Source organism: Rhizobium sp. SRDI943 (assembly GCF_057653695.1).
Map to the genome: position 1 here is coordinate 1,318,595 of NZ_JBYGKN010000002.1, position 25,916 is coordinate 1,344,510.

General features: G+C 62.0%; 23 protein-coding genes. 4 read left to right on the plus strand and 19 right to left on the minus strand.

Annotated elements, in window-relative coordinates:
* Positions 1–73 precede the first annotated feature (73 nt).
* The 7 genes from AC245Y_RS30440 to ltnD all read right to left on the minus strand — a co-directional run bounded on the left by AC245Y_RS30440 (position 74) and on the right by ltnD (position 8,085).
* Complete coding sequence (locus tag AC245Y_RS30440; RefSeq protein ID WP_017996402.1) at positions 74–1,684, minus strand: ABC transporter substrate-binding protein; 1,611 nt, start codon at positions 1,682–1,684, stop codon at positions 74–76.
* A 63-nt stretch (positions 1,685–1,747) separates the two neighbouring features.
* Positions 1,748–2,461 carry an HAD-IA family hydrolase gene (locus AC245Y_RS30445; RefSeq protein ID WP_017996401.1) on the minus strand — a complete coding sequence of 238 codons (714 nt, stop codon included), beginning with the start codon at positions 2,459–2,461 and terminating at the stop codon, positions 1,748–1,750.
* A gap of 222 nt (positions 2,462–2,683) precedes the next feature.
* The gene (locus AC245Y_RS30450) at positions 2,684–4,060 is read right to left on the minus strand and encodes an aspartate aminotransferase family protein (protein ID WP_017996400.1); all 1,377 of its coding nucleotides are present in this window, start codon (positions 4,058–4,060) and stop codon (positions 2,684–2,686) included.
* Positions 4,061–4,073: 13 nt separating this feature from the next.
* Entirely contained in the window at positions 4,074–4,910 is an 837-nt protein-coding gene (locus AC245Y_RS30455) for a GNAT family N-acetyltransferase (RefSeq protein WP_003562921.1), read from the minus strand.
* A 155-nt stretch (positions 4,911–5,065) separates the two neighbouring features.
* Positions 5,066–6,346 (minus strand): 3-oxo-tetronate kinase, encoded by a 1,281-nt coding sequence (otnK, locus tag AC245Y_RS30460; RefSeq protein ID WP_017996398.1) that lies wholly within the window; start codon positions 6,344–6,346, stop codon positions 5,066–5,068.
* Positions 6,347–6,349: 3 nt separating this feature from the next.
* Positions 6,350–7,126, minus strand: a complete 777-nt coding sequence (otnI, locus tag AC245Y_RS30465; RefSeq protein ID WP_017996397.1) for a 2-oxo-tetronate isomerase — start codon at positions 7,124–7,126, stop codon at positions 6,350–6,352.
* Between the two features lie 14 nt (positions 7,127–7,140).
* Entirely contained in the window at positions 7,141–8,085 is a 945-nt protein-coding gene (ltnD, locus tag AC245Y_RS30470; RefSeq protein WP_017996396.1) for an L-threonate dehydrogenase, read from the minus strand.
* A 254-nt stretch (positions 8,086–8,339) separates the two neighbouring features.
* Here ltnD and AC245Y_RS30475 point away from each other — a divergent pair, with 254 nt between their 5' ends.
* The 4 genes from AC245Y_RS30475 (at position 8,340) to AC245Y_RS30490 (ending at position 12,157) form a co-directional block, all read left to right on the plus strand.
* A complete protein-coding gene (locus tag AC245Y_RS30475; protein ID WP_012755396.1) occupies positions 8,340–9,338 on the plus strand; it encodes a LacI family DNA-binding transcriptional regulator in 999 nt (332 codons plus the stop codon).
* Between the two features lie 16 nt (positions 9,339–9,354).
* Complete coding sequence (gene otnC / locus AC245Y_RS30480; protein WP_003562910.1) at positions 9,355–10,029, plus strand: 3-oxo-tetronate 4-phosphate decarboxylase; 675 nt, start codon at positions 9,355–9,357, stop codon at positions 10,027–10,029.
* A gap of 171 nt (positions 10,030–10,200) precedes the next feature.
* The gene (locus tag AC245Y_RS30485; RefSeq protein ID WP_003562909.1) at positions 10,201–10,869 is read left to right on the plus strand and encodes a haloacid dehalogenase type II; all 669 of its coding nucleotides are present in this window, start codon (positions 10,201–10,203) and stop codon (positions 10,867–10,869) included.
* Between the two features lie 13 nt (positions 10,870–10,882).
* A complete protein-coding gene (locus AC245Y_RS30490) occupies positions 10,883–12,157 on the plus strand; it encodes an NAD(P)/FAD-dependent oxidoreductase (protein ID WP_003562907.1) in 1,275 nt (424 codons plus the stop codon).
* Between the two features lie 63 nt (positions 12,158–12,220).
* Here the strand turns inward: AC245Y_RS30490 and AC245Y_RS30495 are convergent, their stop codons facing one another.
* The 12 genes from AC245Y_RS30495 to AC245Y_RS30550 form a co-directional block, all read right to left on the minus strand.
* A complete protein-coding gene (locus AC245Y_RS30495) occupies positions 12,221–12,526 on the minus strand; it encodes a DUF982 domain-containing protein (RefSeq protein WP_003562905.1) in 306 nt (101 codons plus the stop codon).
* A 77-nt stretch (positions 12,527–12,603) separates the two neighbouring features.
* The gene (locus AC245Y_RS30500) at positions 12,604–12,852 is read right to left on the minus strand and encodes a hypothetical protein (RefSeq protein WP_003562903.1); all 249 of its coding nucleotides are present in this window, start codon (positions 12,850–12,852) and stop codon (positions 12,604–12,606) included.
* A gap of 9 nt (positions 12,853–12,861) precedes the next feature.
* Entirely contained in the window at positions 12,862–13,809 is a 948-nt protein-coding gene (locus AC245Y_RS30505) for a ThiF family adenylyltransferase (protein WP_017996394.1), read from the minus strand.
* Positions 13,806–15,389 carry an aKG-HExxH-type peptide beta-hydroxylase gene (locus AC245Y_RS30510; protein WP_017996393.1) on the minus strand — a complete coding sequence of 528 codons (1,584 nt, stop codon included), beginning with the start codon at positions 15,387–15,389 and terminating at the stop codon, positions 13,806–13,808. Before AC245Y_RS30510 ends, AC245Y_RS30505 begins: the two co-directional genes overlap by 4 nt.
* Positions 15,390–15,493: 104 nt before the next feature.
* Positions 15,494–17,188: a S8 family serine peptidase gene (locus AC245Y_RS30515; protein ID WP_017996392.1), complete on the minus strand. Its 1,695-nt coding sequence runs from the start codon at positions 17,186–17,188 to the stop codon at positions 15,494–15,496.
* A gap of 33 nt (positions 17,189–17,221) precedes the next feature.
* Positions 17,222–18,250, minus strand: coding sequence for a phosphatase PAP2 family protein (locus tag AC245Y_RS30520; protein WP_012755400.1), 1,029 nt, complete (start codon positions 18,248–18,250; stop codon positions 17,222–17,224).
* Positions 18,251–18,291: 41 nt separating this feature from the next.
* Complete coding sequence (locus AC245Y_RS30525; protein WP_017996391.1) at positions 18,292–20,250, minus strand: SARP family transcriptional regulator; 1,959 nt, start codon at positions 20,248–20,250, stop codon at positions 18,292–18,294.
* 227 nt (positions 20,251–20,477) lie between these two features.
* On the minus strand, positions 20,478–21,935 hold the full coding sequence (locus tag AC245Y_RS30530; RefSeq protein ID WP_026157604.1) for an NAD-dependent succinate-semialdehyde dehydrogenase: 1,458 nt from the start codon (positions 21,933–21,935) through the stop codon (positions 20,478–20,480).
* Positions 21,936–21,950: 15 nt separating this feature from the next.
* Positions 21,951–22,994, minus strand: a complete 1,044-nt coding sequence (locus AC245Y_RS30535) for a tartrate dehydrogenase (protein WP_017996389.1) — start codon at positions 22,992–22,994, stop codon at positions 21,951–21,953.
* A 9-nt stretch (positions 22,995–23,003) separates the two neighbouring features.
* Positions 23,004–24,467: an aldehyde dehydrogenase family protein gene (locus AC245Y_RS30540; protein ID WP_017996388.1), complete on the minus strand. Its 1,464-nt coding sequence runs from the start codon at positions 24,465–24,467 to the stop codon at positions 23,004–23,006.
* 129 nt (positions 24,468–24,596) lie between these two features.
* Complete coding sequence (locus AC245Y_RS30545; RefSeq protein ID WP_003562889.1) at positions 24,597–24,950, minus strand: cupin domain-containing protein; 354 nt, start codon at positions 24,948–24,950, stop codon at positions 24,597–24,599.
* Between the two features lie 25 nt (positions 24,951–24,975).
* Positions 24,976–25,899, minus strand: coding sequence for a 2-hydroxyacid dehydrogenase (locus AC245Y_RS30550; RefSeq protein ID WP_017996387.1), 924 nt, complete (start codon positions 25,897–25,899; stop codon positions 24,976–24,978).
* Positions 25,900–25,916: the final 17 nt, after the last annotated feature.

The following is a 25,916-nucleotide window of genomic DNA, read 5'->3' on the forward strand; positions in this document are numbered from 1 at the left end:
CGTTCGAGTTAAGTTCCATCAATGCAGATGGAGGAACTGGGGCGCGGCTGCAGCCCCAGTCTCCTTTGCCGTATCAGGCTTCAAGCCAGACATATTCCGCAAAAGCATATCCCATCTGGCCGCCAAGCGGGTTGGCTTCCAGGCCCTTGAGCTTGGCTGTCGTGGCATCGACGTTCGAGATATAGGCCGGAATGATAGTGCCGGCTTCCTGGGCGACCATGCCCTGCATCTCGTTATAGATCGTCTTGCGCTTGTGTTGATCGAGAGAGCCGCGCGCCTCGATCAGCATCTTGTCGAACTTCTCCGACTTGTACTGGCTTTCGTTCCACGGAGCGTCCGAGGTGTAGAGCAGGGAGAAGAGGATATCAGGGGTCGGACGCGGGTTGATATTGCCGAAGTGGATCGGCGCCTTGAGCCAGTAATTGTCCCAGTAACCGTCGGAAGGTACCCGCTGGACGTCGAGCTTCATGCCGATTTCGGCGCCGGCCGCCTGGATGATCATGGCCACGTCGATCGAGGAAGCCGCCGCATCGGAGGCGATGATCGGGATGGATTGGCCAAGCACACCGGCCTTGTCGAAGTGGAACTTCGCCTTGTCGGGATCGAAGGCCCGCGCTTTCAGCTCTGCGTCATGATAGAAATTCGCAGGCGAAACGGGTTGGTCGTTGCCAACTTCGCCGAGACCGCGCAGCGCCGCTTTGACGATCTGTTCGCGGTTGACGAGATACTTCATGCCCTCGACGAAATCCCGCTTGTTGCCGGGCTCCATATCCAGTCGCATGTTGAGATTGGTGTAGTTGCCGGAGGTGGTCTTCGACAAGGTGAAGCCGTCGCCCTGGGTCTCGACGAGGCGCATCGAGCGCGGATTGATCGAGGCTGCGAGGTGGATGTCGCCCGAAAGCAGCGCGTTAACGCGGGCATTGTCGTCGCTGATGGCGAAATATTCGAAGGAATCGACGTTCGGGCCGGATTTCCAGTAATTCTTGTTCTTGATCCCGACCGAGCGAACGCCCGGCTCGAAGACTTCCTTGACGAACGCGCCGGTGCCGTTGGCCTTGGTGAAATCGGTCGTGCCGTCGGCGACGATCATGAAGTGATGCATCGACAGAATGGTCGGCAGGTCGGCATTCGGGCTGGCGAGCGTGATCTCGACGGTTTGTTTGTCGACCGCCTTGAAGCCGGTCATCTGGGCGGCGATCTTGGCGACCTTCGAGCCGACGGATGGGTCGAGATGGCGCTTCAGCGAGAAAACTACGTCATCGGCGGTCAGCGGCTTGCCGTCATGGAAAGTAACGCCGTTCTTCAGCTTGACCGTCCAGGTCTTCGCATCCTTGGACTCGATCGCGTCGGCAAGCTCCATCTGCGGCGTGCCTGATTTGTCGAGGAAGGTAAGGCGGTTATAGAAGGAGCAGCACCGGACATAGTCGGTGGAGAGCGACGCCTTGGCGGGGTCGAGCGTATCGGCCGTCGAGGACGACCAGCCGGCCGCCTTGAGCGTACCTCCGGAAACGGGCGTGGCGGCGAGCGCCTTGCCGGCGCGGCCAAGCACGAGCCCGCCGGCAGACAGCGCCACACCGCCCGCAAGCATCATATGCAGCAATTCGCGACGGGTGGCGCCACGGCGGATGGCGCTTTCGACCATGGCGTCGTCGGATCTGGTCCAATTGGTGATCTTGTCGTTCATCTCATTCCCCTTTTCTTGTGTGGCGGGCTGCCCGTTGCGGGCAGGCCCGATCTGCTTTCAAAGTCAGGCGCGGGCGGCAGCCACGGCATCGGCAAGGCCGGCCATGGAGGTGAAATGGTAATCGGGTTTGGTGAACTCGGCCGGTTCGATCGTGCCGCCGTAACCCTTCTCGGCATGTCGCCGCTCGATCCAGCAATTGGTCAGCCCGAGTTTCCGGGAAATCCCGATATCGTGGTACTGGCTCTGGGCGACATGCAGGATGTCGTCCTTCGAATGCCCTTGCGAGGCGACGTAGTCGAATACCTTCTCGAAGAAGGCGGGATCGGGTTTCTCAGTCCCGGTATCATCCGCGGTGAAGGCGGCATAAAAGGGATTGCCAAGCTCTTTCTCGAAGAAATCGAATGCCCAGCGGCGGGCATTGGTCATTGCAACAAGGCGGTAATGCCTAGCAAGACTGGCCAGCGCTGCGGCGCTGTCTGCAAAACCCTTCCAGCTCTTCGCCGAGTCCCGCAGCCGTTCGCCATATTTTTGCTCAGTGGGCAGGCCGAGCTTCGGCGCGATCGCGAGGTAGACGCGCGCAAGGTCGTCGGGAAAAAGATCGGCGTCTTCGGAGTAGCGGGCTGCCCGGTAGAGGCTAAGGGCCTGCTCACCGTCGATTTCAGTCCCCGCCTCGGTGGCAATCTCGGCAAGGCAGGCCTTGAGACCGCCCTCGAAGTCGATAAGCGTGCCGACGACGTCGAAGGTCATGTATTTGAATTCCGAAAGGCTCTTGCTCACGTGAATTCCCCAGTGTTCGGCTCCTGTCGGAGCGCGGCTTCTCGAAGAAGAAAATTCTGTTCCGCTGGCGGGGTCATTGTCCCGCTCTTGTATGGGAAGGCCGCATCTGCCGGGATCCAGGCCTTTCGTTGACTTCAGTTTGTCACCTGCACTGCGCCGGATTCGCCGAATAGACGTCACAAGGCGGCACAAAATACCGAATCTGACCGTTTCCCGATATTCTCAGGCCTGCAGCGCCCGACGCACATCCGGGTCCTCCAGCGTCTCGTCCAGCGTGATGCGGGTGCGCTCGACGATCGCGTCTATCTCCGTTTCGGTGCAGCAGAGCGGCGGCGCATAGCCGAGCACACCATTGCCGAACGCGCGGATGACGAGGCCGTTTTCCCAGGCGCGATCGAAGATGCGGCGGGCAGGTTCGGCGGATGCCGGCAACGGCGTCTTGTTCACCTTGTCGACCACGAGCTCGACGGCGGCCAGCATGCCGCGGCCGCGGACATCGCCGACGAGCGGATGATCCCTCAGCGACTCCAGTCCCCGCATCAGCCGCGCACCGGCCCTGACGCCATTTTCGAGAAGGCCATTTTCGTAAAGCCTCAGGACTTCGAGGCCGACCGCGGCGCTGACGGGATGGGCCGAATAGGTGTAGCCATGGCCGACGGCGGCAGCACCGGCGCCCTCGGCAATCGTTTCATAGACGTGATCGGCCATCAAGACAGCGCCCATGGGGACGTAGCCGGAGGTGAGGCCCTTGGCGGTCGTCATGAAATCGGGCACGATCTCATCCTCGGTGCAGGCAAAAAGCGGGCCGGTGCGGCCAAAGCCGGTGATCACCTCGTCCGCGACGAAAAGGATGTCGTGCGCGCGGCAGAATTCGCGCATGGCTTTCATCCAGCCTTTCGGCGGCACCAGAACGCCGCCCGAGCCCTGGATCGGCTCGACATAGAAGGCGGCAACGCGTTCCGGCCCGATCGCCTCGACCTTGCTTCTCAGCGCCGCAAGCGAGGCGTCGATGATTGCCTGCGGATTGTCGCCCACCGGGTTGCGATAGGCGTAGTGAGACGGAATCTTATGCTGCCAATCGAATGGAACGCCGAAGCCGGCATGGAAGGCAGGCAGCGCGGTCAGACCCGCGCCGACCGTCGAGGAACCATGATAGCCCTGTTCGACGGAGATGAACTGATCGCGCTGAGGCTGTCCACGGGCATGCCAATAGTAGCGGATGAAGCGGACCGTGCTGTCCACTGCATCGGAGCCGCCGAGCGTGAAATAGACATGGTTGAGATCGCCAGGAGCGCGGTCGGCGAGTTCGCCGGCAAGCCGGATCGCGGGCTCGGAGCCGAGGCCGAAATAGGCCGTCGCATAGGGAAGCTCGCGCATCTGCCGGGCCGCTGCCTCGACGATGCTCTCGTGGCCGTAACCGGCATTGACGCACCAGAGGCCGGCGAAGCCGTCGATCAGCTGCTTGCCAGAGGCGTCGGTGACCGTCGCGCCCTTGGCCGAGGCCAGCACGCGCACGCCGAGCTTTTCGTGGCCGCGGTAGGAGGCGACCGGATGGATGAGGTGAGCGCGATCGAGTTCGATGAGGGAATTGCTGTACATGGAGATCTCCGGATCAGCCGAGCGCCTGGCTGGCGAGGGCAAAGGTGGTGACGGCCGGGTCGGCAGCTTGGCGAACCAACGGCTTTTCCATCGTGATTCCGCCGCCGACATGAGCGAGCCCCTGTTCGGCGAGCCATGGGGAAAGCCCGGTCTCATCAGTGGTGTCGACCCTGAGGAACCGTCCGGACCGTCTGGCGATGAAATGTTCGATGAGTTTTCGGGCCTCGCCGAGGTTGGCGGCCACGACGGGTCCGATCACTTCGCCGCGGCCGAAGGGACGCAGGCACGCAAAGCCGGAAACGCGGCCATCGCGGCGAATGACGGCGAATGCGCCGATCCCGGCGAAATAAGAGAGCAGCCCTTCGCGATCGGCGCCGAAGGCACGGCGATCGAGTGCCGCGATAGCAGCGAGGTCGGCGTCGGTGGCGGCTTGCGTTTCCGCCGGCACGGCGATGTCTCCGGCAAGGCCCTGATGTTGCGCCACGGTTCCCGTCTCGTGGAAACCAAGCTTCTGGTAGAGCGGCAGGCCTGCCGTCGTCGCCACCAGCCTCAGCGGCCGGTCTCCGGCGGCCAGCAATGCGGCGTCCATGAGCTTGCGGCCGAGACCCCTGCCGCGCATCGTCTCGTCGACGATGACCATGTTGATCGTCGCACAATCTCTCTTGTAAGGCGTGACGAGGACGGTGCCGACGACCTTGCCGTCCTCGACCGCAACCATCCCGTTGCTCAAGGCGAGCGCCAGCTGCCAGTCTTCGGTCCGATGCGGCCAGCCCGCCTGCCTTGAGAGCGCAACGGCGGCTTCCAGATGGTCGGGGCCGAACGGGACGATTTCGATCTGACTTGTTTGCATGGCGGCGTCCTTCATGTCGTGCCCGCCAGTCTGCCGGAGCGCCGGCGGGCAGATCGTCTGAAGGCCGTGGTTCAAGCAGTATCTTATGGCTTTGCTATCATCGGCGGCCGCATCTTATGCTAGAACCGACCGATATTCGTCGGATCCCGGGTCTGTCAATGCATCATCGCCAGCGCTGCCGTAAAGAAATCCTCGCCTCCGAAGTTTCCTGATTTCAACGCCAGCAGCATGTCGCCCTGGGCATTGCCGACTGTGCGCAGCACCGGAACACCGGGCGCAATCTCCGGGCCGATCAGAAAAGCCGGAATGGCGAGCCGGTCGACGGCCGCGCCAGAGGTTTCGCCGCCGGCGACCACAAGGCGCCGCACGCCTCTCTCCACCAGTTCGGCTGTGATGATCGATGTCGCGGTCTCGATCGCGTGGCCGGATGCCTCTCGTCCATGGAGCGATTGCAGCCGAGACACGGTTGCAGGCGCAGCACTCGCGGCGATGACGACGGGGCCGGCGGAGATGCGGTCTCCGGCCCAGGTAATCGCCGCGGCGATCTCATCCGGACCGGCAAGCAGCCGCTCAGGGTCGAGCCGCAGGACGGGCATCGATCGTTCGGCGATGTCGAGCTGGCGGAGCGTCGCCTTCGAGCAGCTGCCGGCAACGATCGCGGAAAGCCCGCCCACCGGGCGAATGGCGTCCTCCGTCGTTGCGCCGCCGGAGGAAATCCGACCGGAGCGGACGAGCGCGCGGGCAAGGCCGAGGCCGAGGCCGGACGCACCGGTGGACACCGGCATTTCCAACGCAATCTCGCCGAGCGTTTCCAGATCGCGTTCGAAAATCGCATCGGCGATAACAGCGGTGACGCCTGCGGTGCGAAAGGAATCGAGCCTCATTTTGACGGCGCCGGGTCCGGCGCCGATGGTCGTGAGATCGACCAGCCCGACAGCATTGCGCGATTGTCGGGTGAGCACCCGAACGAGATTGGCGTCATGCATCGGATTGAGGGGGTGATCCTTGAGCGGGCTTTCATTCAGCGGCTGTCCGCCGACGAAGAGATGGCCAAGATAGACGGTGCGTCCCGTTTCCGGAAAGGCGGGCGTCACCAGCACGACGCCGCCGCCCGCCGCCTCCCTCAAGGCTTCGGTGACCGGACCGATATTGCCGGCATCGGTGGAATCGAATGTCGAGCAGATCTTGTAGAGCACATGGCCGGCACCCCGCTGGCGCAGCCATCGCTCAGCGCTGATGGCAGCCGTCACGGCGTCCGAGGCCGAGACGGAGCGGATCTTCAGGGAAACGACCACGGCGTCGACATCCGGTAGTGCCAGCGACGGGTCGGGAATGCCGACCGTCTGTACCGTGCGCAGACCGTTCTTCGTCAGGGTGTTGGCGAGGTCGGATGCGCCCGTATAGTCGTCAGCGATTGATCCGAGGAAAATAGCCATCGTCTAGCTCCGTGCAAAAGGTTTGAACCAGCCAAGACCGTCGAGAGTGTGGTCGCGCGGAATGTATTCGCAGCCGACGAAACCGTCGTAAGCCAGGCGGTCGATTTCGCCGAACAGATAGGGATAGTTCAACTCCTCCCCATCCGGCTCATTGCGTGACGGCACACTGGCGATCTGGATATGGCCGGTGATCGGCAGCAGGCGTCGCAATGCCATGGTGACGTCGCCATGGATGATCTGACGGTGATAGATGTCGAACTGCAGCTTCAGGTTCGGCAGACCGGATTCGGCAATCAGCCGTTCGGCGGCGCCGAAGTCGTTGAGGAAATATCCAGGCATGTTTCGCCCGTTGATCGGCTCGAGCAGCAGATCGATGCCTTTTTCCGCAAGCCGCTCTGCAGCATAGGTGACGGAGCGCCGATAACAGGAGGAGGCGCCTTCGTCATGATGGTCGGCGATGCCTGCCATCAGGTGCAACCGTCTGACCCCGGTCGCCTCCGCATAGTCCAATGCCCGCTCGACATCGGCTTTCAGCGCATCGAAGCGTCCGGGAAGGGCCGCGATGCCCCGCTCGCCGGATGCCCAGTCGCCTGGCGGCAGATTGAAGAGGGCCTGCTGCAGATTGTTGCGGTCAAGCCGTTCGGCGATCGCCTCGGGCGCGGCTTCATAGGGAAAGAGGTATTCGACGGCGGCAAAGCCTGCATCGGCTGCGGCGTCGAAGCGGTCGAGGAACGCCCATTCGTTGAACATCATCGTCAGGTTGGCGGCGAAAACCGGCATGTCGAGCGTTCCTTTTACAGGCTCTGCAGCCCTTTGGTGGAACCGGGCAATTCAGCGCCCGAAAGCTTGGCGTAGAGCCGCGCGAGCGAGGAATCGTCGTCACGGCCCATGCCCGCCCCGGAGGCGGCAAGATACATCTGCAAGGCTGCTGCCGCGAGCGGTACCGGGTAACGCTCAGAGCGGGCCATGTCTTGGACGATACCGAGATCCTTGACGAAAATCTCGATGCTGCTGAGCGGAGTATAGTCTCCGGCCAGCACATGCGGCACGCGGTTTTCGAACATCCAGGAATTGCCGGCCGACGCGGTGATCACCTCATAGACCTTGTCGAGGTCGAGGCCCTGCTTGGCGGCAAAGGTTATCGCCTCACAGGCGGCCGCGATGTGCACGCCGGCGAGAAGCTGGTTGATCATCTTGAAGGCAGCACCTTTTCCGGCCTCGTCGCCAAGCTCGTAGACCTTGGCGGCCATGGCATCGAGACCCGGACGCGCGGTGTCGAAGGCCTGTCTGGAGCCGGAGGCCATGATCGTCAGTTCGCCCCGCGCCGCCTTGGCCGCGCCGCCTGAAATCGGCGCGTCGAGGTAATGCAGGCCGAGAGCCTCCACCCGCCCGGCCAGATCGCGCGCGACGGCGGGATCCATGGTGGCCGACGAGATGAAGACGGCGCCGGGCTTCATTGTGCTCGCGACGCCTTGAGGCCCGAACATCACGGCCTCGGTCTGCGCGCCGTTGACGACCACGGAGACGACAATGTCGGCGTCCTTTGCCGCAGCGGCAGGGGTCGCCGCCCCACGTCCGCCGTCGGCGATGAAGCGGTCTACTGCCGCCGGCATGATGTCATATCCAACGACGTCGAGACCTGCGCGCTTCATCGACCGGGCCATTCCAAGCCCCATGGAGCCAAGACCGATGACGGCTGCGAGAACGGCCGAGCCCGAGTTTTCAGCAAGCGGTGGCATGAGCAGGTTCTCCAGTCTTGTGAGAAAAGGTCTGCGCCTCCGGGTGTCAGGTCTGGGAGGGCAGAAGGTACGTCAGTCGCACGTTGGCAGCGCTGCCAATTTCATTAGAGCATTTTGGCAGCGTTGCCAACTCCAAATGGTAGCGCTGCCAAAAAAGTCTTGCTTCTTGTCGGGAGCGATGAAACAGGTGATGGGGAAGTGGCCATCGGCGGACAGGCCGGGCAACCAGGCCGCAAGCTGGGTCAGACGTAGTGATGGAATTCAAACATCAGCCGACGGTAACGCTTGCCGAAGTCGCGGAAACCGCCGGTGTCGGCGAGAGCACGGTGTCGCGCGTGCTGCGCAACCATGGTTCGTTTTCCGACAAGACGCGCGAGCGGGTGATGGCCGCCGTCGAGCAACTGGGCTATGTGCCGAACCGGATCGCGGGAACGCTTGCCTCCACCGGTTCGCGTCTTGTCGCCTTCGTCATTCCCTCTTTGTCCAACATCGTCTTTCCCGATGTGCTGCGCGGTGCCAGTGCCGTTCTGGAGGAAAACCGGTATCAGGCGGTTTTCTCGGTGACCGACTATGATCCGGGCAAGGAAGAAGCGCTCGCCGCTGCGATGCTTGCCTGGCGGCCGGCGGCGGTCATGCTGGCGGGGTGCGAGCATAGCGAGGGCACGGTGAAGATGCTGCGCGCCAGCGGGTGCCGGGTCGTCGAACTGCTGGATCTGGACGGTGATGCTCTCGATATCGCCGTCGGCTTCTCGAACCGCGCGGCCGGGCGGGAGAGCGCTGCCTTCCTGCTCAAGCGGGGGTATCGCCGGATCGGCTATGTCGGTCACGACCTGAACCGCGATACCCGTGCCGGCAAGCGTTTTTCCAGCTTTTGTGAAACGCTCGGCGCGCATGACGCCCCGCTCGTCGCCCGTGAAATTCTCGCCGGCGCTTCATCCGTGGAAAACGGCAGGCTGGGGCTGGAGCGGCTGCTTGCCCGGACGAGGGATCTCGATGCGGTTTATTTCTCCAACGACGACATGGCGCTGGGCGGCTATTTTCATTGTCTGGCCGAGGGGATAGCGATCCCCTCGAAGCTCGCCATTTTCGGCTATAACGGCCTCGATATCGGCCGGGCAACACCGCAACCCTTATCGACCATCCGAACGCCGCGTGTCGCGACCGGACAGATGGCCGCGCAGTTGGTCGTCACGAATGCGCCGCCGCAGGCCGTCGATCTCGGCTTTGAACTGATCGAAGGGGCAACCGCGTAATATTGGAGGAACTGTCATGTCCGACGCGCGCCTGCGTGAGGAAATCTGCCGATACGGCCGCTCGCTGTTCGAGCGCGGGCTGACGCCTGGTTCATCGGGCAACATATCGTTGCGGCTGGAGGATGGCGGCTGGCTGGTCACGCCGACCAACGCCTCGCTCGGCTTTCTCGACCCGGCACGGATCTCCAGGCTCGATGCCGAAGGCAGGCTCCTGTCCGGCGACAAGCCGACCAAGGAGATCCCGCTACACACTGCCCTCTATGATACGCGCGGCAGTGCCCGCGCCATCGTCCATCTTCACTCCACCCACGCGGTGGCACTGACCATGCTGCCGGAGATCGATCCGCGCGCCGCCCTGCCGCCGATGACGCCGTATTATCTGATGCGCGCCGGCGAAACCGCGCTGGTGCCCTATTATCGTCCCGGCGATCCGGCGGTGGCCGACGCGATCCGCGGACTGGCGGGCAAGTATTCGTCAGTGCTTCTGGCCAATCACGGACCTGTTGTTGCCGGCGACAGCCTGGAAGCGGCGGTCTTTGCGACCGAGGAACTGGAGGAAACGGCGAAGCTCTATCTGCTGTTGCGCAACCTCAATCCCCGTTTCCTCAGCCCGGCGCAGGTGGCCGATCTCGTCAACACCTTCGGCCTCGACCTTCCGTCGCATCACGATGATGATCACGACGGCGATTGAAGGCGTCACTCCGCCGGCCGTTGACGGCGGGCAGGCGCACAACCTTCTGCCAAACCCTGCTTTCGATACGATAGATTCTGCTTCCGATGGCGGCAATTCAGGCGAGCTGTGGGTGAAGCGGTCCCTATGATTGTGACACGTCCCCAGTTCCGATCGCTCAAGGATACTCAAATGACGACGTTCCGTCCGAAATACATCACCTTCGACTGCTACGGCACGCTGACCAACTTTCAGATGGCGGAGGCGGCACGCGATCTCTACGGCGAAGAGCTCGACGAGCCACGCATGGCGGAGTTCATCAAGAATTTCGCTGCCTATCGCCTCGACGAGATCATGGGCGACTGGAAACCCTATGCCGAGGTGGTGCACAATTCGCTCGAGCGGACATGCAAGCGCAACGGCGTGACATTTCGCGACGAAGCCGCCCGGATGGTCTATGAGCGGGTTCCGACCTGGGGGCCACATTCAGACGTCCCGGCCGGTCTCGCCAAGGTCGCCAAGGAAATCCCCTTGGTCATCCTCTCCAACGCCATGAATTCGCAGATCATGTCGAACGTTGAAAAACTGGGCGCGCCCTTCCACGCGGTCTATACCGCCGAGCAGGCGCAGTCCTACAAGCCACGCTTCAAGGGCTTCGAATATATGCTCGATATGCTGGGCTGCGGGCCGGAAGACGTGCTGCATTGCTCGTCCTCCTTCCGCTATGACCTGATGTCGGCCCACGACCTCGGCATCAAGAACAAGGTTTGGGTCAATCGTGGCCACGAGCCGGCCAATCCCTATTACGGCTATGTCGAAATTCCCGATATCTCGGGCCTGCCTGGCGTCGTCGGGCTCTGACGGAGAGACGCGGATGTGGTTCGAATCCTACTGGCACGACACGGCACCAGCCTTTGCCGGCGGCGCTCAGGGCCCCGTCGAAGGACATTATGACGTCGCCATCATCGGCGCCGGCTTCACCGGGCTTGCCGCGGCGCGCCAGCTTGCAAAGGCCGGCGTCAAGGTCGTCGTGCTGGAGGCTGAACGGGTCGGCTGGGGGGCATCGGGGCGCAATGGCGGCCATCTCAACAACGGGCTCGCCCACAGTTTCCTGTCTGCCAAATCAGCACTCGGCGTGGAGCGGGCCGTCGCCCTCTACAAGGCGTTCGACGATTCCATCGACACGATCGAGGCGATTATCGCCGAAGAGGAGATCGACTGCAGTTTCCGCCGCGCCGGCAAGCTGAAGCTTGCCTCCAAGCCGCAGCATTTCGACGCCATTGCCCGCAATTTCGAGGCTGTTCACAGAGAAGTCGATCCCGACACGGCACTTCTGACGGCGAGTGACCTGAAAAGCGAGGTTGGGTCGCCCTTCCATGGCGCCATGCTCTCGAAGAAAAGCGCGATGATGCATATGGGCTGCTATGTCGTGGGGCTCGCCACGGCGGCCGCGCGTCACGGCGCGACCATCTTCGAAAAGGCGGCCGTGACCGCCCACCGGCAGGGCAACGGCCGCCACAGCCTGACGACGGCACGCGGTACCGTCACCGCAGACCACGTGCTGGTCGCGACAGGCGCCTATACGCCGTCGCTTTTTAATTATTTCCGCCGCCGGATTATTTCCGTCGGCAGCTTTCTGATCGCCACCCGTCCGCTGACCGACGCCGAAATCGCCGCTACGATGCCGGGCAACCGGACCTGCGTGACGTCGATGAACATCGGTAATTATTTCCGGCTATCGCCGGACAAACGGCTGATCTTCGGCGGCCGTGCGCGATTTTCCGCCACGTCGGATCAGCGCTCGGACGCAAGGAGCGGCGATATTCTGCGCGCCAGCCTTGCTGAAATCTTCCCGCAGCTTGCCGGCGTCGAAATCGACTATTGCTGGGGCGGGCTCGTCGACATGACGAAGGACCGCTATCCGCGCGCCGGCTATGTCGACGGTGTCTGGTATGCCATGGGCTATTCCGGCCACGGCGCCCAGCTCTCCACCCATCTCGGCATGATCATGGCCGACGCCATCCTCGGCAAGGCCGACCTTAATCCGATCAAGGGGCTCGACTGGCCCGCCGTCCCCGGCCATTTCGGCAAGCCGTGGTTCCTGCCGCTCGTCGGGCTCTATTACAAGACGCTCGATCGCTTCCAGTAACGGGCCGGATCAGTCCGATTGCCACTGTTCTAGGATTGCGATGAGCGCCCGCGCGGCGGTTAACTACCTGGCCTCGCTGACGGGATAAATCCTGAAAATCCCAAGGCGGTTATCAGTCGTGATCGCTGCAATACCCGCCTCATATGCGGCGCGGACGATTGCCTCATGCAATTTCTCAGGCTCGCTCTCTCCGGTAAGGACCTCCAAACAGATGCTCACCGCCGTGAGAAATTCCTCACCGTCGTCGGTGGGCCATTCCTTCAGCAACAGTTGGGCAGCCTCGCGAGCGGTATGGATCACCTTGCGATCTTTCCCTTCCGCAAAAACCAGAATTATCGTTGGGAAACTTTTGAACATATCGAATCTCATTGCCCCCTGAACTCCGCGGGACGGCCAGTGCCAATGCCGGGCCATGGTTTCGGACCGGGATTGGCCACACATGCTCGTCAACCATCTTCGGTGTCGTTTCGACAATCACGTCGCCTTTCTTCCCTTTGGTGGGAAGCAAGCTTGGCTTTTAGCTCGCGGGCTGCCGCCTCAAGAAGTCGCTTGAATTCTTCGGAGGTTACGCCATCCGCGCGCATCACCATGGCGATCAGTGGATCACCAAGAGCTTCGGTTATCGTCAGCTCATCGTTCTTTCCGGCAGTTGCCCCAACGGAGCAATGATATTCCGAGGAAAATAGCGCGATCATGGACATACCTTACATTCGGGTTCTTTGGAGAGAGCGCAGCTTGGCCTGGTCGCCTTTGAGGTCCAATATCCATTGGCGTCCCCGGGCGAGCGAGTGTCTCGAAAGGCATTTTTGGACAATCTGCGACACGGCAAGGCCGGCGACCAATGGGCTGTCGACGGTAGCCTGCGGCGCGCGTAAGCCGTCGTCGGCCGTGACTTGGGTAGCGCAATGGCAGACGGAACATGCGTCCTCATGCACCAAGGCCAAAGGCCCTGCCATGCAATAGTTTGCAGAGCGGCCCAGATGCAGATGAGGCGGCAGGCCGGCTTCCAATGCCAGGCAGGCTGACAGGAGATCTTGGGTTGGACGAGAATCGCCGCCGGCGAGGATGAGGAACGGGTTATTGGCGTAGTTTGCGATTAACCGCAGCGCCGAGGCGCCTTCCGCAAATTCCGGCAGCGCGAAGACAGTGGCCGAGAAACCCGCGGCCAGATGGGTCGCCAGCCTGTCCGTCTTCAGCCGGCCGAGATCAGCCTCGCATGCCCATGGGAGATGGTTCAAGTCGTTCTCATCGATACGATCCGCATCCACGAGAAGGAAACGACGCGCGCCGAGGGCCGCGAGCTGGATGGCGATCTGCGAGCCCAAGCCGCCGCATCCGATGATGACGAAGTCGATGTCGCCAAACAGTGCGATGTCGCGTTGCCGATGGCAAAGAGGCGCCAGGAAGGGGTCGTGATGATCGACTGCGGCGGGATCATATTCGTCCGTCGCCGGCATATCTGGAGCCTCCAACGAGACGACGAATGCAGGCCTGGTAACATGGGGGCTCTGTTCCTCGACAGAATCGGCACTATTGCCGGTGAACAGAGCCCCCCGGCCGCCCCGCCCCAGGCTGTGGGTGACAAGGTTCGGGAAGTCGACGGATACGCTGGCAGCCGCCGATAATCGTTTGGACCGATAATTGACCATCACATCGCCTCCATCTCGCGGGGCGCAACTCCGCGGATCGTCGCGGCGTAGTGACCGTAATCCTCGCCCATCGCATAATCGGGTGTCTTCACAATCACGTGGAATTTGCCGTCGTACCACAGGCTGACATTGTCGCCGCTGTCATCGATCTCTCGCCGGCCCATCCGAGGATCGATCGGCTCCTTGCCGCGCAGCAGCATCTGTCCGATATCCCAGGCTTGGCGATCGAGAACTCGCTGGCGCTCGGCAAGATGCGCCTGCCGGTGCGCAATGGGTTCTTCGGCAAGCAACTGGCTGACGAGGAACAAGATCCGACTACTCCAGGAAGGAATGGCGGCGATGTCTGGGAGGTCGAGGAGGACATCGCCGCCGAGACGTTCGATCCCTTTCCGAGCGATGTCGATAAGCGGGACTTGCCGCGCGGCATAGGCGATTATGAATGCCGCTTTCCGGGAGCGGCGCTTAGGATCCGCCTCGGTGGATAGGCATGCCATGCGCAAGGCGCACTCCCAGGGAATGGTGTAGGCCGTATGCAGGATGCTCTCGAGCGTCTGTAGGTCCTTCTTGTATGGGGAAACATATTGGAACTCGCCGGGCAGGGATGCCGCCGCCGAGGTCGTATAGAACCCGAGCAGGATATTCCCCGCCTCATGAAGCAGTTGGGCCGCTGTCGCGGCATGATCGCCGGCGCGTAATCTCTCGCTGGAAAGGACGATGAGCGCGCTGCCCGGCAATTCGTTCGAACTCGAAAAGGAGCACTGCGGTTCGCGCCGCACGCCAACGTAAAGCGTGTGCAGGCCGGCGATCAGACGCTGATGGCCATACTCGTCCAAGTCCGCGATCAATGCGAAGGCCTTCTCCAGATGGTCGGCGATTCGATCCAATTGCGCATCGTCGGAGATCGGAAAGCCGGGCCGGGGATAGTCCGGCATGCATCGGCGCAGGAGGGCTTGCATGATACGGCTACGCGCCGGACTTTCGATGTGCATGAGGCCGATGCCGCAAGAGAGCCGGCACGCTGTCTGACGTTCGAGTTCAAGATCCGATGCGATCAGATCCGGCTGCAGATAGCGGCCGACAACCTGCACATCGGGGCGGGCTGCCTGCCATTCCAGACTGCGCGCGAGCGCATCCATCCAGGCCGCAAGTACGGATGAACGGTAAGGGTCGGCGCGGACCGGTCCGGCAACCGCTGGCGGAAGCTCCGGCAGGCGAGTGTATCGGCCATCTGCAAGGTCGGGGAAATAGCCTGACAGTGCCTCTACCCCAGCCGAACAACCGGCGAGCTTCGAAGCCGCCGCAAGCGTGCGGCCATATTCGAAGCGTCGCTTCAAAAGGTTGCGTGTTGCCACGCGCTGGAGGGAGACGGAACTTGCCATCAGGGGATTGCGCTTGAGCAGGAGGCGCGCCTCATCTGCCAACTGTTGTATGCGGGACGCGGACATCGGCAGCCTCCGAGAGTTTGTCTTCGGGCGGATCAAGGTTGCATCTCGGGCAAAAATGCCGGAGTTCGGGACGGCTTTGCCCGGCATCGGAACGTTGCGCGTCGTCGGTTGAGAGGCACTATTCCCCAAGGGCGTCATTGGCCCGCCAGTTTGGCGTTAAAAATCCGTAAAAATGACGTAAACAAAGAAAAAGCCTCCAAGATCGAGGAGGCTTAGAATTCTGGATAACGCAGCCGCAGCAGTCAGATCGCCAGAGCGGCCTCAACCGCCGCCCGCGCATTCGGCAGGCCCGACCCGAAGAAATAGACCGCGTCGAGAGCGTCCTCGCTTTCGGCGTTCATGCAATCTGCCGTCAGTTGTCTCGTTCCGGGTGCGACAATGGCGTCCAGGCGAGAGGCGGCTTTCAGAATTGACTTGACTTGAGGCCCCGAGAGGCGGTCACCGGGATTGTGGCGGCTTTTGTGGGCACGCTGTATCAGAGCGCATAACCCGCCCACCTGCGCCGACGCGCCTGATGTGCCCCCGAAGGGGGTGTAGTATCCGCCCCCGATGCCCGGATTGGTACCGAACGGCACGATGGCCGACCACGGATCGGAGCCATGATTATAACCGAAAATCCCCGGCAGGTCCGTCGTCAGCAGCGAGAAGTGCGAATAGTAGTATTCCCGCGTTCGAAAAGCGCTGTAGTCGTGCTGCGCGGCAAATGGAGAAAGCCGGTCGAGGCGCAACTGATGCCTGTTGAAGACCTCCCCGTCGTCAGAGGGGGAGACAACCGTCAATCCTTCGCCGTAATTGCTGTAGCCCGAACGGAAACCTTCGACGGTAACGGCTCCAACTGCAATGATGCCGTTGTTGTCGGCGGCAAGACTAGCCGGATAGATCAGCTGGCTCTCGCCACTGTTTCCTGCGGCGCAGACGATCGGGATGTGCCGGCTGATGGCGAGGATGAGTTGTTTGAGGACATGCCATGGGCGATCGGGATTAGAGCCTTTCTGCGCTGCCTTCGGCTCCAGTTCAGGCCCACCCTGATCCGCAACGGCAATGCGCGTGAACAGATTGGCGGCATCCTGGTTTTTCCATAATTCCAGGTCGGCCTTCAGTTCGTTCTTCGGGTCAACGATACTGTGTTTCGGGTCAGGCAGACCGCGCGGCAAGACGATCACGTCTGCTTTCTGAAGATAGGCATAAAGGAAGGCAGCAATGAACTGCCTGACATCGTCTTCGAAGGAGGTTCTGATCGAGATGAGCCTTGAGAAAGGATCAACGCCGAAATAGGGGATGACGTTGCGATTGCCGCTCGTGCGCAGCTCGTCGCCATTCCCGTAGAAGGCTCCTTCCGGCGGAAGGCTTGGCGTGCCTTCTTCCGCAACAACGGCGGGTTCGCCGACGATCAGCCCAGCGCAACAAGTACCATGCGACGCAAACAGCGATTCCGGATTGTAGAGCCGCCGGAGAACACCCTCCGACGCGGCGTATTCGGCAACCAGATCACCGAGATAGTCCCGGTCGTCGTTCGAAAGGCCGATATTGCCGAGCGGAGCGATGTCGAGCCCGGCAAAGAAGGCATGCCTTTCCTCGCGGTCGAAGGATGTGGTCGTCTCGAGAATTTCGAGCACGCGTGCGCCGTAACGATGGGTCGTCAAATCGATTGACGCCTCCCGGTCAAGCCGGGTTGCCAGATTGGGATGATCCGGAGATACGCCGACATCGATCAGCGCGACCCGCGCGGGTCGCAGCGGGCCGGCGGAAGCGATGGCATCCCAGACCGTGCCGGTGATGAGGGGATCGGAGAGCGCGCGTGCGGAGCTCGCATCGGGCGCTGGAGGCGCCGGTGGAGCCGATCCGTATTCCGCGTCGACTACGCCAAGAGCAGTCAGGTGCCAGAGGTAATAGTAGTTGATCGGCGAGGGCTCAGGCATTTGTGTTTGATCCGTCATGGTTGTCACCCTGTTGAGCAGCAGCTGGAGAATTCAGACCCATTCGTCGTGTACGGCCGCGAACAAAGGACCGAACGCGTCGTGGAGGTAGGGAGCGAAGCGTCGGGCGAGATCTCGCCCCGCCTGCGTGTCGCTCGGATAGTGCAGGCCGGCCCATTCGCGATTTTCGGCGACGTTCTGGGCGATGCGGGCAAGCTCGTCGGTGGCCGGATGTTCCGGCAGGATTGTTGAGAACGCGAAGGCGATCGAAAAGCACTGGAACGAATGGTTGCTGGGATAGGACTCGTGGACGGGCACGGCCAGCAACGGCCGCAGCAGGGGCTCGAACTGGTTTGGCCGCTGCCGGTTGAACTGGCTCTTGTAGATCAGTCCGACATATTCGCAGGCCGTCAGGATCGCCTGAAAAAGGCCTTCCGTCTGCTCAAAACCGCCGAGATCCTCGATATACAATGCGCGGGTGAATTCCCCCACGGAGATGGTCGACTCGATTTGAATATCGGGCAGGCGCCGCATGCGTTCGCGGTCGCGGCGTTGCATAGAGAGCAGTACCGTCGTTTCGAGGCGGGTATAATCCGGGCCGGGTGGCGGAAGTATATCCAGCATTTCCCAGGTGAAGCGCCGCGCCGCGGTATAGGCGTTGCGTGACGGCTGCTGGTGCAGCCTGCGCAGCTCGAAGGAGGGGATAAGCTGCGACACGCCGAGGCTGCCGCCGTCCATCGTCGACTTGTTCTTGTTCTTGTTCTTATTTTTGTTCTTGTTTTTGTTCAGCGACGCCTTGTTGAGCACCGACTTGTTCGCCACGCTCTTGTTGAGAACCGAGGCTACGGCCATCGTCGCCATCATCGGCCCGGCCAGAAGCGCTGCATCTTCACCGGTGCCGGGGAGCAGCGCAGGTTCGGAGGCTGCATCCGGTGCAGCCGGCGACGCACCGGCGAGAGGATCAGCACCGGTATCGTCCCTGGGTTCGCATGGAAGGACCGTATCCGGCTCAATCCTGAATTTATAACTGTTTAGAAATAAAACTAATTTTGATTGCGATTCGTGGGCAGTGTCCGCTTCCATGGCAGCCTCCTTGCGCGATGATGTGAAGAATTGTCCGGGGTTCAGCGCAGCTTGGCGCCGGCCTTGAGCAGGCCGTCGATCAGGATCTGCCCGCCGCCTGTGTCAAGCAGCGGATAGCCGCTGCCGCGGAAGGCGTCGATGGAGAAACCGCCCTCGACTGCCTCAAGACGCTGCAGGTAATGCCGCGCGCCGCCGAGATCGTTGGAATGGGCATGACTGGAGGCAAGATAGCGCAGCAGGCTGTTGAAGTTCGGCCGTGCCCGCAGGGCTTCTTCGCCTGCAGATATGGCTGCGGCATGATCGCCTGCAAGCGCTGCCGCAATGCATTTGGTCGTATCGAAGTAATATTTATGCGGGCTGTAGACGCCGAGCTCTTGTACCCAACGCGCCATCGCCACCGCCTTGTCGGGCTGGCCTGCATAGCAGTGCAGCATCGCGTAGAGGTCCCAACCGAGCGGCAGGGCCGGATTCAGGCGGATCGATTTTTCGAACAGGTTGGCCGCATAGTCGTATTCGCCGAACAGGAACGAATGGACGTGGCCGACGAGCGCGAGCGACACGGAATTCTGCGGATCGAGTTCCAGCGCCTTGCGTGCATAGGCCTGGGCTTCCTCGATCAGATGGGCATCCAGCGCGTTGAAACGCTGGCCGACCTGGAAAGTCCGAATGAATGACAGCCAGGCAAAAGTCGATGATCGCGGCTGATACTGGATCTGTTCTTCCAGGCGCCGTTCCGCGTTGTCGAGGTCGTCGCGCGACAGCCGAAAGATCGCATTGACGGCGTCGATCAGGAGACCGTCTTGCGACAATCTGCTGTCGGTTGCCTGGATCTCCTCGAAATAGGCCAGTTGATCGACTGCCTGGCTGATCAGCGCAGCGGCGATGCCGAACTCGCCGCGCTCGAACTGCGTGCGGTTGATTGCCTGACTTCCCAGCCAATGAATGCGGTTGTTGATCAGGTGCTTCATCACCAGTTCGATCAGCACCATGTCACCATCAAACGTCAGGCGAAGCTGAAGGCATAGGGGAAGGCTGATTTGCTGTTCACTCTCTTCAATATGCGGCGAGGTGAACGAGAGGTCGGTGACGCCAAAGCCCAGCCCATCGATGATGGCTTTTGCAATGAGGTTTTGGAACCGTGTCGCAGCAATTTGCCCGCCCTCGCCGGCACCCACCACGATGGGGGACAGAAGAGCCATCATCCATCGCCAGTCACCGCCAACCCGCCGCCCAGAGGGACCGCTGCTGGCGATATCCACGGGTGGTTTGCCTGTTCTCGACGTATCCGGGGCGCCAGTTAACGGCAGCAGGGCGGAATGTTTGGCGATATCGCGGCTCGGCTGCTGTCGCGGCTCGAAGACGTCGTGGACTTGTCCTTCATCGAGACGGCGATACCAGTTTTGCCTTTCCAGCGCCAACCAGTCCTCGAATTCAGGATCGCGGATGTCGATACCTTCGAGCAATTCGTCGGTGACTTGATCCGCAGACCGCTCCGTCCGAACCACCAGGTCGATATCGAGCGCCAGTCGGTCCATATCCAGCCAAACGGTATTCTTATCCGCAATCAAGAGATCACGTGCCGGCCCCAGACTCTTATGAATGTCCAAAAGCGCCTGGCGTAGACTGGCTGCCGCCTGGTCGTCGGAGCGATCGCTCCATAACTTGTCCCTAAGCCAGATTCTCGAGCGCGAGCCCCGGGTGGACAATGCAAGCATTGCCAAAAGTGCCTGTGCCTTTTTGGATTTCGGAGCAACCGACCGCCCCCCGGCGTCCACAAGGGCAAAGGGCCCGAGCAGGAACATCCGAAACGGATATTGCTCCTTGTTCATGCGATCCACCGGCCCCGCCCCCGCTGCCTCCGATACGCTCGTTTGGCGGCCGGAAAACCTGGCATCCAGGGGCCAGTCTGCCACAACTTCGGCTCCTGGCAAGCAACCGGGAAGGGAAACCGGGATTGCGAAATGTAAATCTATGCTATGGCGATGATCGAACTGAAGCATAACCGGTTGAAATCCCTCTGCGTAACTTCGCAAACCGGCCGTAGCATCCTGCCGTCAAAGCAGCGTCAAAGAAATGTTGTTTGGGCACCGTAATTTTGCGGGCATCCGCCAAAGGCTGCGGAGTACTTAGAACGATGTGTCGGTGTTGCTCCAGCGGGAGCATCGACCGTGGCTCCCGATCATCCAGCGCCGGGATGATGTCCCGGCGCTCTTTTGTTTTCCTTTAGTTAGGCGAGACCGCCGATGTGGAAGCTCTTCATTTCGAGATATTCCTCGATGCCGCACTGCGCGCCCTCGCGGCCAAGACCGGATTGTTTGACGCCGCCGAAGGGAGCCACCTCGGTCGAGATCGCCCCTGTGTTCAGGCCGACCATCCCGAATTCGAGGGCTTCGGCGACACGCCAGGAGCGTTTCAGGCTCCCGGTGTAGAAATAGGCCGCAAGCCCGAAGGGCGTGGCGTTGGCAATGCGGATCGCCTCTTCCTCGTGGTCGAAACGGAAAAGCGGGGCAACGGGTCCGAAGGTCTCTTCGCTGGCAAGCTGCATCTCGGTCGTCGCACCGCCGAGCACCATCGGCACCGCATATTGGTCGCCTTCAGGCACGGAATCTGCGGTGGCGAGGATGCTTGCTCCCTTTTCCACCGCATCGTCGACATGACGCTTGATCTTGTCGATCGCCGCCTTGTTGATCATCGGCCCGATATCCGTGCCTGCATCCGTGCCGGCCCCGACCTTCATGGCCGATACGCGCGCGGAAAGTTTGGCGGCAAAGGCCTCATAGACGCCCGACTGGACGAGAAGCCGGTTGGCGCAGACGCAGGTCTGCCCGCCATTGCGGAATTTCGAGGCAATTGCGCCTTCCACGGCCAGATCAAGATCGGCATCGTCGAAGACGATGAAGGGCGCGTTGCCGCCGAGTTCGAGGCTGAGCCGCTTGATGCTGTCGGCCGCGCCGCGCATCAGCAGCGAGCCGACGCGGGTCGAGCCGGTGAAAGAGATCTTGCGAACGGTCTGGTTCGCCATCAGTTCGTCGCCGATGCCGGCCGGCATGCCGGTGACGATATTGATCACGCCCTTGGGGATGCCGGCGCGCTCCGCCAATACGCCGAGCGCCAGCGCCGAATAAGGGGTGAGGTCCGATGGCTTGACGACGACGGCGCAGCCTGCTGCGAGCGCCGGCCCGACCTTGCGGGTGATCATCGCATTCGGAAAATTCCACGGCGTGATGATCGCCGATACGCCGACGGGCTCCTTCAGAACGACGATCCGCCGGTCCGCTGTCGGCGAGGGAATGGTCGTCCCGCCGATACGGCGCGCCTCCTCGGAGAACCACTTGATGAAGGAGGCGCCGTAGCGGATTTCGCCGCGCGCTTCCGTCAGTGGCTTGCCCTGCTCTCGGGTGAGGATCAGCGCCAGATCCTCGATATTGTCGAGCATCAGATCATGCCAGGCTTCCAGCAATGCGCCGCGCTCGGCATTGGTCTTTGCGCGCCATGGACCGAAGGCCTTTTCCGCCGCCGCGATTGCCGCCCTCGTATCGGCTCCATCCATGTCGGGCACCGTGCCCAGCACATGTTGCGTCGCCGGATCGATGACCTCGATCGTGCGCCCGGTTTCAGCTCCGTGCCATTCTCCGTCGATCAGCCCCTGCTGACGAAGCAGGTTGCTATCCCTTAATCCGTTCATTCTGTTCTCCATTGATCAACCAAGTGCCGAAAGCACCGATGCCGTGATCGCGTCGGTCTTGTCCTTGCCGGGAATTGCGCCGATGCCGCGTGCCGTCGTCGCCTCGATAGCGGCCATCACCTTCGCTGCGGCAGCCGCTTCTCCCAAATGCTCCAGCATCATCGCGCCCGACCAGATGGCGGCGATCGGATTGGCGATGCCGAGATCAGCGATATCGGGCGCGGAGCCGTGGACGGGTTCGAACATCGACGGCGCCGAGCGATCGGGATTGATGTTGGCGGAGGCGGCAAAGCCAAGCCCGCCCTGGATGGCGGCGCCGAGGTCGGTCAGGATATCGCCGAACAGGTTGGAGGCGACCACGACGTCGAGACTATCAGGCGCCATGACCATACGCGCAGCCATGGCGTCGATATGGTAGCTGGTCACCTCGATATCGGGATATTCCGCTGAAAGCTTCTGGGTGATTTCGTCCCAGAAGACCATCGAATATTTCTGGGCGTTGGACTTCGTCACCGAGGCAAGCTTGCCGCGTCGCGTCCGCGCCTGCTCGAAGCCGAAACGCAGGATGCGCTCGACCCCCGTGCGGGTGAAGATCGAGGTCTCGACCGCCACTTCATTGTCGGTGCCCTGGTGGACGCGGCCACCGGCGCCGGAATATTCGCCTTCGGTATTTTCACGAATGCAGAGGATGTCGAAACCATCGGACCGCAACGGCCCCTGCACACCCGGCAGCAGCCGGTGCGGGCGGATATTGGCATACTGCACGAAAGCCTTGCGGATCGGCAGCAGAAGCCCATGCAACGACACCGAATCCGGCACTTTACGAGGCCAGCCGACGGCGCCGAGCAGGATGGCATCGAAGGACCGGAGCGTCTCGATGCCATCGGCGGGCATCATGCTGCCGTTCTCCAGATAGTAGTCGCAGGACCAGGGATAGCTGGTTGCATCAAGAGAAAATCCGTTCAGGCGAGCTGTTTTTTCAAGCACGGCCCAGGCTGCTGCCGTCACGTCGCGGCCGATGCCGTCTCCGGGCAGAAGGGCGATCTTGTAGGTTTTCATCGCAGGTCCTCACAGGCTGATGAGCACACTCTTGCTCTTGCGGTTGGCGAGATAGGCATCGCGGCCGAGATCCTTGCCGATGCCGGACTGCTTATAGCCGCCGGTCGGCAGGATATGGTCGCGTGAACGGCCGTAGCGATTGACCCAGATGGTGCCAGCCTGAAGGCGGCGGGTCACGCGGATGGCACGCGAGAGATCGCGGGTGAAGAGGCCGGCGGCAAGCCCATAGGCCGGATGGTCGGCGAGCCTCAGCGCCTCCTCCTCGTCCTCGAAGGTCTGAATGGTCAGCACCGGTCCAAAAATTTCCTCAAGAACCGCCGGCGATGTTGCGGTCACGCCCGAAATCAGGGTCGGTGCGTAGAAATAACCTTCGCGGTCGAGCCGGCGGCCACCGGTGAGGCATTCGGCGCCGTCGTCGATAGCGGCACGGATGATGCCGTCCATGCGGGCGATCTGTCGTTCGGAGATGACCGGCGAATAATCGGTCGCCTCGTCCCAGGTGGGGCCGGGGCGGATGGCCGCCAGCCTCTCGATAAGCGCAGCTGCCAGCGCGTCCGCCACCTTCGCCTCGACGATGAGGCGGGATCCGCAAACGCAGGCCTGACCGGCGTTGGAGAGAATGCTGCCGGCGATTGCGCCCGCCGCAAGCTCGAGATCGGCATCGGCGAAAACCAGCTGCGGGCTCTTGCCGCCGAGTTCGAGCGTCATCGGCTTGACACCGGTGCGGGCGATATTGGTCATGATCGCCGAGCCGGCCGCGGTCGAACCGGTGAAACTGACCTTGGAGATGCCTGGATGTCCGGTGATCGCATTTCCGGTGGTCGGGCCGTCGCCGAGCACGATGTTGACGAGACCGGCCGGCAGGCCGGCCCGCACCGAAAGTTCGGCGAGATAGAGCGTCGAAAACGGCGTCATTTCCGATGGTTTCAGCACCACCGCATTGCCCGCCGCCAGCGCCGGGCCGAGCTTCCAGCCGGCCATGGACAAGGGAAAATTCCAGGGTGTGATGGCGCCGACGACGCCATAGGGTTCCGTCATGATCATGCCGACGTTCGCATCGTCAGTCGGGACGAGGTCGCCGCCTTCCTTGTCGGCGAATTCAGCAAAGAAACGGATCTGTTCGGCGGTGACGGCGATATCGCCGGCGACGAGATGGCCGACTGGCCGTGTCGAGGAAAGCGCTTCGAGCCTGGCGAGGGTCTCCGCCTCGGCTTCGATCAAGTCCGCCCAGCGCTGCAGCGCCGCGGTGCGCTCGCGTGGCCGTATGCCACCCCAATTGCTCGTCTTCAATGCGGTCCTGGCGGTCTCGACAGCCTGATCGACAAGGGCCTCGTCGGCCAGCGGGCAGCCGGCATAGGCCTTGCCGTCGGATGGACGATGCATGTCGATGACGGCTTCGGCCGGAACCAGCCGGCCGCCGATGAAATGTCCGACGGGCAGGGAAATCGTGTTCGGATCGAAGCTGAGTGTCATCGCATGTCCTCGGGGTGGGCTGAGACAAGCCTAACTGGCGAAGGCGAGCAGCATGCGTCGACCGGGGATGCCGCAGCGGCGAAAAATTGCGTTTTCGTCGCTGCGGCAGTCAAATCTACGGCGTCGGCATCACGACACGGTGACGTAGATCTTGCGCACCGTCTCGATCGTCTTCCAGACGCCAACAAAGCCCGGCTTCATGACGAAGCTGTCGCCGGCCTTGTAGACCACCGGTTCACCGCCTTCCGGAGTGAGTTCGACCAGGCCGGAAAGGATATGGCAGAACTCGAAGGTCTCGCCCTTGATCGAGCGCGTCTCGCCGGGTGTCGCTTCCCAGACGCCGCTATGAACGGTCTCGCCGCGGGCAGCGTCCTGCGCCCAGGTCTTGAAGGCAGGACTGCCCGAGATCAACCGTTCGGGGAGGGGGCCGGATTCGCGCGGCGCGAAGGATGGGTCGGTGTCGATCGTCTTGAGGAGGAACATGATTTTGCTTTCCTAGGTTGAGAACTCAGTAGCCGCGGTTGCGATCGACCAGGCCGATCGGATCGAGGCCCGCTTGGTGCCGTTTGATGTTGCCGATGACGGCCACTGCCGCGGTTTCAGGCTGGGTGACGCTCGCAATGTGCGGCGTCAGCAGGATCTTCGGATGGTTCCAGAAGGCGTCATCCGCGGGAAGCGGTTCCGGATCGGTGACGTCGACGACGGCGCCGGAGAGATGCCCAGCATCGAGCGCGTCAATGAGCGCCTGATGGTCGAGCTGAGGGCCGCGGCCGACATGGACGAGTGCGGCGCCGGCCGGCAGTCCGGCGAAGAGTTCGGCATTCAGGAAGCCCCGCGTCTCATCCGTCAGCGGCAGCAGGCAGACGAGAATGTCGGTGGTTGCAAGCAGAATATCGAGGCCGTCGCGGCCGCTCAGGCATCGGATGCCGTCGATCTCGCGGGGGCTGCGGCTCCATCCCGAAAGCGGAAAGCGGAAGGGCTGCAACCGTTCGAGCACGGCGCTGCCAAGCATGCCGAGGCCAAGCACGCCGATGCGGCGTTCCGAGGCCTGCCTGGAAGCGATCGTCTGCCAGGTCCGGCGCCGCTGCTGGTCGAGATAGGCCGGCAAGTCGCGATGGAGCGCAAGCACCGCCAGCGTCACATATTCCTGCATCATCCTGACGATGCCGTCTTCGACCATGCGCACCACCTTCACCGACGCCGGCACCGCATCGATATGGAACTGGTCGATGCCGGCGCCGATCGAAAACAGGATTTCGAGATTGCGATAGCGGGCGAGATCCTCCGGTACGGTCCAGGTGATGAGGAAGCGTACGGCGTCGGGTTTGACCGACTTGGGATCCATGGAGAAGGCAATGTCGGGCAGTTCGCGCGCGAAGGCTTCGGCGAATATCGCGCCGCGCTTCGCATCGGAATTGAAGAGGAAGGTCATGGCGTCTGCTCCTTGAT

Coding starts and splice junctions, on each gene's coding strand:
- AC245Y_RS30475 (WP_012755396.1), top strand. CDS start 8,340: ATGGAATTCAAACATCAGCCGACGGTAACGCTTGCCGAAGTCGCGGAA.
- AC245Y_RS30450 (WP_017996400.1), bottom strand. CDS start 4,060: ATGTACAGCAATTCCCTCATCGAACTCGATCGCGCTCACCTCATCCAT.
- AC245Y_RS30490 (WP_003562907.1), top strand. CDS start 10,883: ATGTGGTTCGAATCCTACTGGCACGACACGGCACCAGCCTTTGCCGGC.
- AC245Y_RS30540 (WP_017996388.1), bottom strand. CDS start 24,467: ATGACACTCAGCTTCGATCCGAACACGATTTCCCTGCCCGTCGGACAT.
- ltnD (WP_017996396.1), bottom strand. CDS start 8,085: ATGCCACCGCTTGCTGAAAACTCGGGCTCGGCCGTTCTCGCAGCCGTC.
- otnC (WP_003562910.1), top strand. CDS start 9,355: ATGTCCGACGCGCGCCTGCGTGAGGAAATCTGCCGATACGGCCGCTCG.
- AC245Y_RS30550 (WP_017996387.1), bottom strand. CDS start 25,899: ATGACCTTCCTCTTCAATTCCGATGCGAAGCGCGGCGCGATATTCGCC.
- AC245Y_RS30525 (WP_017996391.1), bottom strand. CDS start 20,250: ATGCTTCAGTTCGATCATCGCCATAGCATAGATTTACATTTCGCAATC.
- AC245Y_RS30530 (WP_026157604.1), bottom strand. CDS start 21,935: ATGAACGGATTAAGGGATAGCAACCTGCTTCGTCAGCAGGGGCTGATC.
- AC245Y_RS30535 (WP_017996389.1), bottom strand. CDS start 22,994: ATGAAAACCTACAAGATCGCCCTTCTGCCCGGAGACGGCATCGGCCGC.
- AC245Y_RS30485 (WP_003562909.1), top strand. CDS start 10,201: ATGACGACGTTCCGTCCGAAATACATCACCTTCGACTGCTACGGCACG.
- AC245Y_RS30500 (WP_003562903.1), bottom strand. CDS start 12,852: ATGATCGCGCTATTTTCCTCGGAATATCATTGCTCCGTTGGGGCAACT.
- AC245Y_RS30520 (WP_012755400.1), bottom strand. CDS start 18,250: ATGGAAGCGGACACTGCCCACGAATCGCAATCAAAATTAGTTTTATTT.
- AC245Y_RS30495 (WP_003562905.1), bottom strand. CDS start 12,526: ATGAGATTCGATATGTTCAAAAGTTTCCCAACGATAATTCTGGTTTTT.
- AC245Y_RS30510 (WP_017996393.1), bottom strand. CDS start 15,389: ATGACGCCCTTGGGGAATAGTGCCTCTCAACCGACGACGCGCAACGTT.
- AC245Y_RS30440 (WP_017996402.1), bottom strand. CDS start 1,684: ATGAACGACAAGATCACCAATTGGACCAGATCCGACGACGCCATGGTC.
- otnI (WP_017996397.1), bottom strand. CDS start 7,126: ATGCCGGTTTTCGCCGCCAACCTGACGATGATGTTCAACGAATGGGCG.
- otnK (WP_017996398.1), bottom strand. CDS start 6,346: ATGGCTATTTTCCTCGGATCAATCGCTGACGACTATACGGGCGCATCC.
- AC245Y_RS30455 (WP_003562921.1), bottom strand. CDS start 4,910: ATGCAAACAAGTCAGATCGAAATCGTCCCGTTCGGCCCCGACCATCTG.
- AC245Y_RS30545 (WP_003562889.1), bottom strand. CDS start 24,950: ATGTTCCTCCTCAAGACGATCGACACCGACCCATCCTTCGCGCCGCGC.
- AC245Y_RS30515 (WP_017996392.1), bottom strand. CDS start 17,188: ATGACGGATCAAACACAAATGCCTGAGCCCTCGCCGATCAACTACTAT.